Origin of the sequence: Gracilibacillus thailandensis, from assembly GCF_010994055.1 — a bacterium.
In the GTDB taxonomy this organism is placed as follows: Bacteria; Bacillota; Bacilli; order Bacillales; family Amphibacillaceae; genus Gracilibacillus; species Gracilibacillus lacisalsi.
On sequence record NZ_WJID01000094.1, the window covers coordinates 1 to 13,329 of the forward strand.

Annotated in this window: 12 protein-coding genes; all 12 read right to left on the reverse strand. The window is 36.3% G+C overall.

The window, feature by feature from the left end:
• Nucleotides 1-331 precede the first annotated feature (331 nt).
• The 12 genes from spo0A to nusB all read right to left on the reverse strand — a co-directional run bounded on the left by spo0A (nucleotide 332) and on the right by nusB (nucleotide 13,103).
• Nucleotides 332-1,117 carry a sporulation transcription factor Spo0A gene (gene spo0A / locus GH715_RS19825; RefSeq protein ID WP_163578785.1) on the reverse strand — a complete coding sequence of 262 codons (786 nt, stop codon included), beginning with the start codon at nucleotides 1,115-1,117 and terminating at the stop codon, nucleotides 332-334.
• Nucleotides 1,118-1,392: 275 nt separating this feature from the next.
• Nucleotides 1,393-2,679 carry a SpoIVB peptidase gene (gene spoIVB, locus GH715_RS19830; RefSeq protein WP_163578786.1) on the reverse strand — a complete coding sequence of 429 codons (1,287 nt, stop codon included), beginning with the start codon at nucleotides 2,677-2,679 and terminating at the stop codon, nucleotides 1,393-1,395.
• A 139-nt stretch (nucleotides 2,680-2,818) separates the two neighbouring features.
• The gene (gene recN / locus GH715_RS19835) at nucleotides 2,819-4,534 is read right to left on the reverse strand and encodes a DNA repair protein RecN (protein WP_153836961.1); all 1,716 of its coding nucleotides are present in this window, start codon (nucleotides 4,532-4,534) and stop codon (nucleotides 2,819-2,821) included.
• Between the two features lie 12 nt (nucleotides 4,535-4,546).
• On the reverse strand, nucleotides 4,547-4,996 hold the full coding sequence (gene ahrC / locus GH715_RS19840) for a transcriptional regulator AhrC/ArgR (RefSeq protein ID WP_153836960.1): 450 nt from the start codon (nucleotides 4,994-4,996) through the stop codon (nucleotides 4,547-4,549).
• Between the two features lie 161 nt (nucleotides 4,997-5,157).
• Nucleotides 5,158-5,979: a TlyA family RNA methyltransferase gene (locus tag GH715_RS19845; RefSeq protein ID WP_153836959.1), complete on the reverse strand. Its 822-nt coding sequence runs from the start codon at nucleotides 5,977-5,979 to the stop codon at nucleotides 5,158-5,160.
• A complete protein-coding gene (dxs, locus tag GH715_RS19850; protein WP_153836958.1) occupies nucleotides 5,979-7,883 on the reverse strand; it encodes a 1-deoxy-D-xylulose-5-phosphate synthase in 1,905 nt (634 codons plus the stop codon). Before dxs ends, GH715_RS19845 begins: the two co-directional genes overlap by 1 nt.
• A 35-nt stretch (nucleotides 7,884-7,918) precedes the next feature.
• On the reverse strand, nucleotides 7,919-8,497 hold the full coding sequence (locus GH715_RS19855) for a hypothetical protein (RefSeq protein WP_153836957.1): 579 nt from the start codon (nucleotides 8,495-8,497) through the stop codon (nucleotides 7,919-7,921).
• 697 nt (nucleotides 8,498-9,194) lie between these two features.
• On the reverse strand, nucleotides 9,195-10,079 hold the full coding sequence (locus tag GH715_RS19860) for a polyprenyl synthetase family protein (protein ID WP_163578787.1): 885 nt from the start codon (nucleotides 10,077-10,079) through the stop codon (nucleotides 9,195-9,197).
• The gene (gene xseB, locus GH715_RS19865) at nucleotides 10,080-10,316 is read right to left on the reverse strand and encodes an exodeoxyribonuclease VII small subunit (protein WP_018931662.1); all 237 of its coding nucleotides are present in this window, start codon (nucleotides 10,314-10,316) and stop codon (nucleotides 10,080-10,082) included.
• Complete coding sequence (gene xseA, locus GH715_RS19870) at nucleotides 10,313-11,662, reverse strand: exodeoxyribonuclease VII large subunit (protein ID WP_163578788.1); 1,350 nt, start codon at nucleotides 11,660-11,662, stop codon at nucleotides 10,313-10,315. Before xseA ends, xseB begins: the two co-directional genes overlap by 4 nt.
• 190 nt (nucleotides 11,663-11,852) lie before the next feature.
• A complete protein-coding gene (folD, locus tag GH715_RS19875) occupies nucleotides 11,853-12,710 on the reverse strand; it encodes a bifunctional methylenetetrahydrofolate dehydrogenase/methenyltetrahydrofolate cyclohydrolase FolD (RefSeq protein ID WP_163578789.1) in 858 nt (285 codons plus the stop codon).
• Nucleotides 12,711-12,722: 12 nt separating this feature from the next.
• Nucleotides 12,723-13,103, reverse strand: coding sequence for a transcription antitermination factor NusB (gene nusB, locus GH715_RS19880; RefSeq protein ID WP_026287250.1), 381 nt, complete (start codon nucleotides 13,101-13,103; stop codon nucleotides 12,723-12,725).
• Between the last annotated feature and the right edge of the window lie 226 nt (nucleotides 13,104-13,329).

Sequence of the window (13,329 nt, forward strand, 5' to 3'; positions counted from 1 at the left end):
AATACTGAATGATTGTTACTGTCTAATTTCATTGTTATATCAATCCTTATACTTAATAATACCAATTATACCATATTGAGGAAAAAGACAAAATGAAAAAACTTTGGGCTGTCGCCCAACCGAAATTCATCTCCCCCTTACCGTTGGGCTACGCCCTTCACACGCTTGAAGAGGGAGACTTCCTTCTGAAGAACGTTAAAATAAAGTACCACCCGTTCCTAACAATGAAACGGGTGGTACTTTTATTTAGTTATTTATTTAATAGCACTTTTTTGAATTTCATGAGAAGGATTGTCACTTTGAATTTGTGACAAAGTGTTTACTCGTTAAATTAGCTTGCGCGATGCTCTAGTCTCAATCGATCTGCAACCATTGCAATGAATTCCGAATTGGTCGGCTTCGCCTTTGAGACACTTACCGTATATCCAAATAATGAAGAGATGGATTCCATATTACCTCTGCTCCATGCTACTTCAATCGCATGGCGAATAGCTCTTTCCACGCGTGAAGCAGTAGTATTGAATTTGGTTGCAATGTCTGGATATAACACTTTCGTGATCGAACCTAATAATTCAATGTCATTGTAAACCATCGTAATTGCTTCACGTAAGTACATATATCCTTTAATATGCGCAGGAACACCTATTTCATGAATAATGTGTGTAATATTTGCTTCTAGATCGAACTTTTTGTTTTGACTGCTGTTAGCAGAAGATCTCTGCTCATTATGTACCGCAGTTTGAATACCATGAACTTGTCTTATTTGCTCTGCAAGATGCTCCAAATCGAATGGTTTTAAGATAAAATACGACGCACCCAATCCAACAGCTTTTTTCGTTACTTCTTCCTGACCAAACGCAGTAAGCATAATAACATTAATGTGTTTAGTGTTATTATTTTGTTTTAGTTTAGAAAGAACTGCTAAGCCATCTATATGTGGCATAATAATATCTAACACGACAACATCAGGGTTTAGTTCTTCTAGATTATCCAAACATTCCTTACCATTATATGCCTTACCCACTACTTCGATATCATCCTGATCTAGTAAGTATTCATCCATTAAGTCCACAAGCTCTTGATTGTCATCAACTAACATAACCTTTGTCTTTTCCACAAAAAGTTCCTCCTTCAATTCTATGCTACAATTTTGATCCCACCTAATAAATTCGACAAAAGGAAGAAAAATCCTTCTTATCTTCTTAAAAAAATATTTTTCTTTTTACTAACGGGTTTGTCGAAAAATCTTTATTTTAGCATAGCAAAATTATTCCAACTCATCAATACTTTTATAAAAATAATTCCCATTCAAAAAAGTAAACCCGTTTCCATGATTAGATGAAACGGGCTTTTCAAGTTATCCTGAAGTCTTGAAACGGGAGGACTATGGTATTAGCTTGCCTTTTTCTCTTTCTGTTTGTAAATATCTATTCCTGCTTCATTCAACATCCATTCAATGTGTACGCCATATCCACTAGTCGGATCATTTACAAAAACATGTGTCACCGCACCAACCACTTTATCATTTTGAATAATTGGACTACCACTCATTCCTTGGACAATCCCACCTGTTGCATCCAATAAACGCTTATCGGTTATTTCTAATATGAGCCCTTTTGTAGCAGGTGCTGATTGCTCAACACTGTTGACAATCTCTACATCAAATGCTTCCACTTTTTCCCCATCAATTACAGTTAATATCTGGGCAGGTCCTTCCTCTACTTCATTTGGTAATGCTATCGGCATTGGTTTTGACCATTTGCCTTCTTTAGGTGACTCTTTTAATGTACCAAAAATACCGAAAGGTGAATTTTTGGTTATATTCCCTAATTGAACATCATTGAATTTAAAATCTGCTTTCTTTTCCCCTGGAACCCCATTTTCTCCTTTTTTTATGTCAGTTATTTCCGAACGGACAATTGATCCGTCATTGATTTCCACTGGTTTTCTAGTGTCCATGTCAGAAATAATATGGCCTAAAGCTCCATATTTTTCTGTTTCTGGATCATAAAAAGTCATCGTGCCAATTCCAGCAGCTGAATCACGAATATATAAACCAATACGATAATCTTCTTCTTTAATATCATATTGAGGTGTTAAATCAGTTTCAATTGTCTGTTGTCCACGTTTAATTTTAACATCTAATGGTTTATTATTTTCTCCAGCTTCCTTTACGATCGGTGCTACTTCCTCCATATTTGAAATGGATTTATCATTGATCGATATGATGCTATCACCAACTTGAATATTTGCTTCCTCTCCTGGTGATGCTGTTCCGTTATCAGTTGTAACTAAATGGTGACCAACAACTAAAACTCCCTCGGTTTGTAGATTGATTCCTATCGATTGACCACCAGGAATAATACGAAAATCATCATAAACATCGACGTTAACTTTTTTAACTGGAAATTGACCTACCGTGTAGGTGAGTTCATCACTTCCACTTTCCTCAAGTGAATACTTCATCAAATCCGTAGCATAATGAATTGAATCGTCATTCATCGCGGATACCGAGACATCATCACCTAATGTTGGTAGTGAAACAGGTTCTGGCTGAGAAAAGGTTTTAATTTGGTTTGGGATGGAAAGGTATATTTGAAATGGTGAATACCATGGAAGTACAAATAATATGACAAGGAGTATTAATCCTATACTTTTTCTTACATAATCATTTTTCACAACATTGCCCTCCTTGTAAGTACAGACTGTTTTTGATCTGTATCATTAATTTGACCTTAAGGAGGGCTTTTTAAACCCGTTAAACATAACAAAATCGGGTGAAGTTTTCCACTTGTAGAAATGTTTTGCCGGGATACTATTATCTTTTATGATTCATTTCAATTAATTCTTTTGCATGTGTTCTGGATGTTTCTGTTAATTCAGCACCAGTAATCATCTTGCCAATTTCATCAATTCTTTGATTAAATGATAACTCTTGGATTGTTGTATGTGTTCGATTTTGCTTTACAACTTTTTCAATTTTTAAATGCGTATCCGCTATAGAAGCTACTTGTGGTAGGTGCGTAATACAAAGAACTTGTGATCCGACTGATATATTATAAATCTTGTCAGCCATTGCTTGTGCAACACGTCCACTAACTCCCGTATCAACTTCATCAAAAATGACACTTGTAATTCCTTGGTGCTTCGAAAAAATATTTTTAAGTGCTAACATAATTCGTGACATTTCTCCACCCGAAGCAATCCGATCCAATTCTTTAACAGGTTCTCCAGGATTCGTTGAAATTAAAAACCTTACTTGGTCAATTCCATCTTCATGTGGTCTAACATTTTTCCCTTCAAAAGGAATACCTTTTTCTTTGGAAGGAATGAAAACGTCCACTTGAAAATTGGTTTTTTCTAAATAGAGGTCCTTTAGTTCCATTAAAACCGCTTTTTCCAATTGTTTAGCAGCTTTCTTCCTGATGTTATGCAACTCTTTAGCTTCTAATAATAAATCATTTGCCGCTTCTTGTACCATTTCAGATAAATTGGCAAGGTGCTGATCACGGTTTTTTATTTCATCTAATTCTTCCTCAATTTTGGCACTATATGTCATAATCTCTTCTACACTTTGGCCATACTTTCTTTTCAATTGATCGATTTCATGCAATCTTGATTCAATTAATTCTAACCTACCTGGTTCATAATCCATATTCTCAAGGTGTTGTCTGATTTGATAAGAAATTTCTTCAATCAAGTAGTAATGGTCTACATATTGCTGTTGCAATTTTTGAATGTCTTTATTATGTTCACCAGCTTCTTCAAGGTTATTAGCAGCATGTGACAACCAGTCCAACCCTTTTTGTTCACCATGTAATGCATTATAAGCATCATTTAAATTTTTATGGATCGTTTCAAAATGATGTAATTTATTGCGTTCATCGGTAAGCACTATGTCTTCATTTGGTTGTAAATCAGCATTTTGAATTTCATTTAATTGAAATTCTAATAAATCAATTCGTTGAGCCAACTCTTGCTCATTTTTATTATTGGCTTCGTATTTATATTTTAGTTCTTTCCAATGCTGATATAACTTTTGATAGTGGTTCTTAAAGTTAGAATGATTGGACTGATAAAAATAATCTAATAACTCGATATGTTTATCCTGATTTAGTAATGCTTGTGTTTCGTGTTGGCTATGTATATCTAAGACAGTTTGTCCAATTTCTTTTAATATGGCTAAAGTTGTCAGTTTACCATTAATGCGGCAAATGCTCTTACCTGAATGGGAAATAGTCCGATGAAGAACTAGCATATGATCTTCCATTATATCTATTCCTAGTTCCTTTGCCTTCTGATAAACAGCGTGCTTAGTATCATCTATGATAAACAAGCCTTCTAATTCTGCCTTCTTTTCACCGTGACGAACATATTCAACCGATCCCCTTCCACCAATCAATAAACCTACCGCATCGATAATAATCGACTTCCCTGCACCTGTTTCTCCTGTTAATACCGTTAGACCTTTTTGAAATGGAATATGAAGTTCATCAATAATAGCAAAATTTTTAATGGATAATTCGGCTAACATATGCTCCCCACCTTATAACATATCTAAAAACTTTTCCTTAAGTGCTTCTGCTTCTTCTGTTGTCTTACATATAATCAGAATCGTATCATCTCCACAAATACAGCCGACAATTTCTTCCCAACCCAGATTATCAATTAATGCTCCCATTGCCTGTGCATTCCCTGGCAATGTTTTCATAACTATGAAATGTGTAGCTGTATCGATACTAATAAATGCATCCATAATAAATCTCTTTAATTTGTTTAAAGGATTAAATTTTTGATCAGCCGGTAAACTATATTTATACCTGCCATCTGTAGTAGGTACCTTCACCAAGTGCAATTCTTTAATATCTCGTGAAATGGTTGCTTGGGTAATTCCATAGCCTTGACTTCTAAGTTCCTCAACTAAATCATCTTGTGTTTCAATTTCATTTTCGGTAATGATCTCACGAATTTTAATATGTCGTTGAGCTTTGTTCATGGTTCTTCCTCCCGGTTTACTTGTTCATATAAAGTGAGCGAAACTTATCAGGGAGTTAGCGTCTGTTATCCTTAAACTTATCCTTATGAATTTTGAAGCGGGGAATACAGACGTTTAGCACCGTGATAAAATGGACTACTTAACAGGTAGTCCAATCGGTTTTAATGATCTAATGCTTGGTGTGATTCTGCTACTATTTTTTCCGTTAAAGCCAAGAAGTCCGTATCCTCTCTTGTTTCGTCTCTGGATTTCCCCAATAATCCCAGATATTCAATGTTGCCGTCGCCTCCAGTTATGGGTGAAAATGTTACATCCAGAATTTGAAACCCTGTTTCTTTGGCAAAAGTCAATATATCTTGTAATACTTGTAAATGAATGGACGGATCTCTCACAATCCCTTTTTTACCAACTTGTTCTCTTCCAGCTTCAAATTGTGGCTTGATTAAGATTACCGCTTGACTGTCTACTGATAACAAATGAAAGAGTGGTGGTAAAATTAAGCGTAGAGATATAAAAGAAACATCTACAGTAGCAAAATTAGGTCTCTCCTTCGTAAGCATATCTGGTGTTACGTATCGAAAATTGGTTCTTTCCATGACAACTACTCTTGGATCTTTTCGCAATTTCCAATCTAATTGATTGTAGCCCACATCAATTGCATAGCTCAACCTAACTCCCTTTTGTAATGCACAATCTGTAAATCCACCAGTAGACGAACCTACGTCAACCATTACTTTATCATTTAAATTTAACGAAAAATATTCAATCGCTTTTTCTAGTTTTAATCCACCACGCCCAACATATGGTATCGCCTTACCTTTTATATCAATCGGGATATCATCTTTTACCTTTGTACCAGGTTTGTCCATACGTTGCCCTTCAGAAAAGACAAGGCCAGCCATGATCGTTCTTTTTGCCTTCTCCCTGGATTCACTTAAGCCGCGATCAACTATTAATTGATCTAATCTAATTTTTTTACTCATTATTCATCATGCCTTTTTTGCTTATCATTACTTACGGCTAATAATTTTTTTAATTCGACAACTATTTGTTCTTTTGTTAAGTCGATTTCCTCCAGTAATTCTTTGACATTACCATGCTCAATATATCTGTCAGGAATACCCATTCTTTTGATTTGTGGATGATAATTATTTTCTTCTGCAAATTCAAGAATCGCAGAACCAAAACCACCTTTAAGTACTGCTTCTTCCACAGTTAAAATCGGTATATTTTTACGCATTCTGTCATGCAATATTTGTTCGTCCAACGGCTTAATGAACCTTGCATTAATGACTTCAACTTGAACACCTTGCTTTTGCATAAATTCACTCGCAGCAAGGGACATAGCAATGGTAGTACCAAATGTTAAAATAACCGCATCGGTTCCTTGTTTTAATACTTCCCATTGACCAATCGGCAATGTTTTTAACTCTTGATCCATTTCTACACCTAATCCATTTCCTCTTGGGAATCGTACAGCAATAGGTCCTTCATTATAAGAAATAGCAGTGTTTACCATATGCTGGCATTCATTTTCATCTTTCGGCATCATAATGACCATGTTAGGTAAATGACGTAAGAAAGCAATATCAAAAACTCCTTGATGTGTTTCACCATCAGCTCCTACTAGTCCCGCACGATCAATTCCGAATGCAACGTTCAAATTTTGCCGACAAACATCATGAACTAATTGATCATACGCTCTTTGTAAAAAGGTAGAATATATTGCCAAAAAGGGTTTCATACCTTGTGTTGCCAGTCCCGCAGATAATGTGGTGGCATGTTGTTCAGCAATTCCCACGTCAAATAAACGATCTGGATATTTTTCCTGGAATTTATCCAGTTTGGACCCAAGTATCATAGCTGGTGTGATTACAGCTAGGCGTTCATCTTTTCCAGCAATATTCTCTAATGTATCACTTACAACTTGGCTCCAAGCTGGTGCTGAATTAGCAGGCTTAATTTTTTCACCTGAATCGATTTTATAAGGACCTACCCCATGCCATTTATCTTTCTTATCAGATTCTGCAGGGTAATATCCTTTTCCTTTTTGCGTGATTACATGAACAAGTACAGGTCCTTGTGTTTTCTTGGCATATGCAATATTTTCTTCTAAATCCTTAAAATCATGACCGTCCACGGGGCCAAAATAAGTAAAACCAAATTCCTCAAATAACATACCCGGAACCATAAAATATTTCATACTATCCTTCACTCGTTCCGCTGTTTGAGCAATCATACCACCGACCGCTGGAATTCTCTTAAGAAGAATTTCTAACTCATCTTTGACACGATTATATTTACCGGCACTTCTCATTCTTCCCAACGCATTATGTAATGCCCCGACATTGCCTGCGATGGACATTTCATTATCATTGAGTATAACCGTAATATTTTTCTTTTCGTGACCAATATGATTTAGTGCTTCCAATGCCATACCACCTGTTAAAGCACCATCGCCAATAATGGGAACTACATAATTATTAGCTTGTTTCATATCACGAGCAATCGCCATCCCCATCGCTGCAGACAGAGATGTTGAGCTATGGCCTGTTTCCCAAACATCGTGTTCACTTTCCGTCATTTTAGGGAAACCGCAAAGTCCTTTATACTGTCTTAGGGTATCAAATTGCTCTGTACGTCCTGTCAGCATTTTATGAATATAGGATTGATGCCCGACGTCAAAGATTAATTTATCTTCAGGACTATTAAATTGTTTGTGCAATGCAAGCGTTAGTTCTACTACTCCTAAATTCGCCCCTAAGTGACCGCCCGTTACCGATAATTTTTCAATCAGAAACTGACGGATTTCACCAGCTAAGAGCTCTAGTTCTTCCGTATTTAATTGTTTAAGAAATGTTGGATTTTTGATCCTGGTTAGATCCATGAAGGAATCCTCCCTACTATTATTCAAGATTCGACTTATTTATTTGACAATACTTTTATTTTAAATTTTTCTTCTGAAAATGCAATTATTTTACCAACTATAAAAATAATATTGGTTGAAGAGTGAATGGCTAAGAACTTACCCAACGCCTTTCCTCCAACAGTTAAAGCTGCTACAAGGCTTGTAAGAATGACGTTAATGGATAAATGAAAGGAGGTACCTTCCGCATAACCAAACCCATTCGAAATTTGCAATACGACAATTGCAGAAGCTGTCCCACTTATTATACCAGAAATGTCTCCAATCACATCATTACAAAAGCTGGCAAATCGATCAGCATTTCTGACAATTTGTATCGCTTGTTTGGAACCGCTTACCTTCTCTGCTGCCATTGCATGAAATGGCACCTCATCTGCAGCAGTTGCAGCTATCCCTAGCATATCAAAAAACACACCGATAAATACAATAATAAATACGATCACTAAGCCAATGATCGACATTACACCACTTAATATCGAAGAAGACACTATTGAAAAAATAGCCGCTAACACAAACGTGATAACGGCAATGCTTAAACTGAATTTTATCGACTTTTGTAATTGTTTTTTATCCATATCAAAACCCCGTTAACTGGTTACATTATGTAGTAGGAATGGAATGGTCACTTAAAAGGTAAAAACTGCGGCTTAGGTCCAGTAGGTTTTCCCAGACAGGTACCGAGTGTTGCCACTCTGGCGGTTCCCCTTTAAACCTGTCTTAGCGCAGTCACCCAACGCTAGACTGGATTACCACTTAGTCCGCACTATAATCCCTTTTAAATGTCCTCCTATGGAACAGTCTAGGAGATTTCCTCAACAACCCTTAACCGTTTCCTAGCCTCTTTTGCAGTACGAATTTCATACAGAAAAACATGTCCTTAACTAGTGGCCATCCAGTTAAGAACACTTTGTTGCCTGTAATCCCCTTCGCACCACTCAAGGCAGGCTACGCTACGAATAAGGATTTCCCCAACCCTTATTACATAGGTTCATACCCCATTCCATACTTTATTCTTGGCTAAGAATAAAATACAGAGATGGGCCTCCGCGGAAGAAGGGTCGTCGCCCACATGCCTTTGTGGATCGCCCTTCAACCTTAACTCCCAGCATCGACCCAAGGCTGGGCGCCTCAAGCCGACACAAGGAACTTCATCGATGTGCCCTTTGGCGGATTTTTAGGCCCGCCTTCAGAAACGGAGGATTGACTAGAATACTGCACCATCCCATTGACTTACTTTAAATATAACATGTTTCTTGTTTTTTCACAATATTATTACTGGTTTCGTTCACTTAAATAGCTACTTATCAACGCCAAATCGGTATTTTCTAATCCGACGTTCTGCAAGCATCTTCCTGCTTCTTTAACATATTTCGTTTTATATTGTTTTGCTCCTTCTAATCCAAGTATGCTTGGATATGTACTTTTTTCATTATCAACATCACTACCTACGCGTTTACCGATTATTTCCTGGTCACCTTCGATATCTAAAATATCATCTTGAATTTGAAATATGATACCAAGGTAATCACCAAATTTCTTTAGTGTTTCCATTTTTTCTAGTGAGGCACCTGCTAAGTATCCACCAATTTCTACTGCAAATGAAATAAGCCTTCCAGTTTTTAAATGATGGATTCTTTCTAAATTCGAAATCGATATCGTCTGATTTTCTGCTTCCATATCCAAATATTGCCCTGCTACCATTCCTTCTAAACCGCTTGCTTTGGATAATTTGGTAATGATACTAACTTTTTCTTGATCCGTATATAAATTTGAAGTTGTAATCACATGAAAACTATTCGTGAGTAAGCCATCTCCTGCTAAGATAGCAGTCGCTTCGTCAAACTTTTTATGATTAGTAAGTTGTCCCCTGCGATACGTATCATCATCCATTGCAGGGAGATCATCATGTATCAAGGAGTACGTATGAATCATTTCTAATGCTACTGCAGCAGGATATACTTTCTCCTGATCTCCACCTAGTCCAGTACAAGTTAGTTTCATCAAAAGCGGACGTAACCTTTTTCCTCCCGCTTCAATGGAATATAGAACAGATTCTCTTAATCGATCAGGTATATCTAGTGTTTTAATATAAGAGGTTAAAGCATTATTTAATTGTTGTTGTTCTTTATCTAATAAATTTTGCAATGATTGATCCACTTAATTTTCCTCCTGGATTTCGAAGCTAGAACGTTCGTTATCCTCACGTAATATTTCTTTCATTTGCTTCTCGGCATTTACTAGCTTATCATGGCATATTTTTGATAGTTTGGAACCTTCTGCATAATACTCCATTGCTTTTTCTAACGGAACTTCCCCTTCCTCCATCTTGTTGACAATCGATTCTAATTGCGCTAATGCTTCTTCAAATGATAATTCCTTCTTTGTTTCACTCATGTATTCTCTCCCTTTCTAATTTCTTGTGCTAGACATTCTACATAGCCGTCTGACAATTGGATCGTTAATAAATGATCCTTTTCCACCTGTTCAACACTGCGAATAATATCATTTTCCTCAGAGTATGTAATCGAATAGCCTCTATTCATAATGCGAGTTGGATTTAATAAATCTAATTGTGCTAAATGCTTACTAAAAAGATTTTTCTTTTGATCTATCTGTTGTTTGCTAGCTCGATATAAACGTTTTAACAAATGTTGTACCTGTTCGTTTTGTCTTTCCAGATGCTTATCGATATGGAGACGTTGATAACGTTGATCCAAGTATTTAAAATAATCTTTTTTTGATTGAACGGTACGATGTAACTGTTTCGTCATCTGATCCACCGCCCTGTCAAGCCTTTGTTCTTTTTCCTCTACTAACCGTCTAGGATACTTGAACACGTATGAACTTTCAATCGAAACCAACTTTTCACTAGAACGCTCGATTTTATTTCGAGTATTATTTTCCAAAAACTGACGTATCTTCTTAAGCTTGTCTAACAATTCTAATTGCGATGGTACAGCCATTTCAGCAGCTGCTGTAGGAGTCGGCGCACGTAAATCTGCCACCATATCGCTAATGGTTACATCTGTTTCGTGACCAACAGCAGATATTACCGGAAGATCAGATTGAAAGATTGCTCTTGCAACGTCTTCTTCATTAAATGGCCATAATTCTTCTAAAGAACCTCCACCTCTACCCACTATCATCAAATCAAGTTCATCGATCTGATTCGCTTTTTTGATCCCATTCACGATAGAGGTTGCTGACTGTTTTCCTTGCACTAAAACAGGAATAATTAATATATTGGCAAGCGGATAGCGTCTTTCCATTGTTGTTAATATATCACGGATAGCCGCTCCAGTTGGTGAAGTCAATACCGCAATATGCTGCGGATATTTTGGTAAAGCTTTTTTATGTATTGAATCAAATAGACCTTCTTTTGAAAGTTTTTCTTTTAATTGTTCAAAGGCTAAATGAAGGGCACCAATTCCATCAGGTTGTAACTCCTGTATATATAACTGATATTGGCCTTGTGATTCAAAGACACTCACATAGCCGGTAATTAAAACCTTCATTCCATCCTCTGGTCGAAAAGAAAGATCTTGATTTTGTCTATGAAACATGACGGCGCGAATACTTGTATGATCATCTTTAATAGTCATATACATATGACCTCTAGAATGATGCTTGAAATTCGATATCTCACCCCTTAACCAAATATGATTAAGATGTCTATCAACGTCAAATTTCTTTTTTATATACTTTGTTAGCGCAGTCACGGATAAATATTTATCTTCCACAACATCATCCCTTTTAATGAATTCTTTTGCAATAAAAGGTCATTCTAATGACAAGAATGACCTTTTATTTCCATATTAAAATAACTGAAGCTGTTTCACAAGTTAATTGTTAAAGAGGTTGTTCAAAAAGTCGCCACCATCTGAGAAGTGCGCATTTTTCTTTTATCTTGGCAACTTTTTAAATAAACACTTATAATAATCCGTTCGCTTTTTTAGCGGATTTAATTGTATTATGCATTAACATTGTTATCGTCATTGGACCAACACCTTTTGGAACTGGTGTTATATAACTAGCTTTTTCTTTGGCAGAATCAAAGTCAACATCTCCTGTAAGTGATCCATCTTCAATTCTGTTAACACCTACATCGATCACAATAGCACCTTCTTTTATATGATCCCCATTGATAAAATGAGCTTTTCCCACTGCGACTATCAAGATATCGGCAGACGCTATGTATTGTTCCATATTTTTTGTTCGGGAATGACAATAGGTAACTGTTGCATTTTCACTTAGAAGTAATTGTCCTACCGGCTTTCCTACAATATTACTTCTTCCAATGACAACCGCATGCTTTCCTTCTAACGTAATATTTTTTGACTTCATCATTTGAATAATCCCATAAGGTGTACAAGGATAGAATGTATCTTTTCCTGTCATCATACGACCAATACTTATGGGATGAAAACCGTCGACATCCTTCTCAGGCGAAATCGCTTCAATGATGACTTCCTCATCAATGTGTGCAGGTAGTGGTAACTGCACTAAGATTCCATGGACCGATTCTTTTTTATTTAATGTATCAATGAGAGATAATAATTCTTCTTGTGTAGTTGATTTTGGTAACTCAATTAATTCTGAATCAACTCCAACGTAATCCGATGCTTTTTGTTTACCTCTTACATATGATTTCGAAGCAGGATCATCACCTATTAAAACTACGGTTAATCCTGGAATAATCCCTTTATCACGAAGGGCTGTTACTTCATCCTTCATTTCATCTCTTAAAGATTGTGCTAACTCACTGCCATAAATAACTTCTGCTGACACAATAGCTCCCCCTTATTTTATCATTTTTGATAATACACCATTGATAAACTTTCCTGATTTATCATCACCGAAAACATGTGCAATCTCTATCGCTTCGTTAATTACCACACTTTCGGGTGCATCTTTTAAATAAAATAATTCATATACAGCCATACGAAGTAGTGTTCTTTCCACTAGGGCTACTCTCTCCAATGACCACTTCTCTAAATGACCTTTGATTCTTTCATCAATCTCTTGTTTGTTTTCAGCAACTCCGCGCACCATATTTAATATAAACGGATCGTGTTCGTTCTCATCTAATGTGTGTTCAATAGTAGTTGCCAAATCATATTCCTCAGTATCCAATGAAAATAAAATTTGTAATGCTTTCTCACGCGCAGTTCTTCGTTTCATGTACTTATTCTTCTCCTTATCACGGTCATATTCTTCACTTTCAAATGATATCACGTTATCAAACGGAATGCCATTAAATCTTATCTTTCCTCGACAGAAAATAAAGATACTAAGAAAAACCAAGCATTACCCCAGTTCTTATTAAATACTAGAAAACTACTGCGAAGTTGTGAAAATTTGTCTTGGCGTAGCTTCCTCCCATTCTGATTTAAGGTGAGTGCTAGCA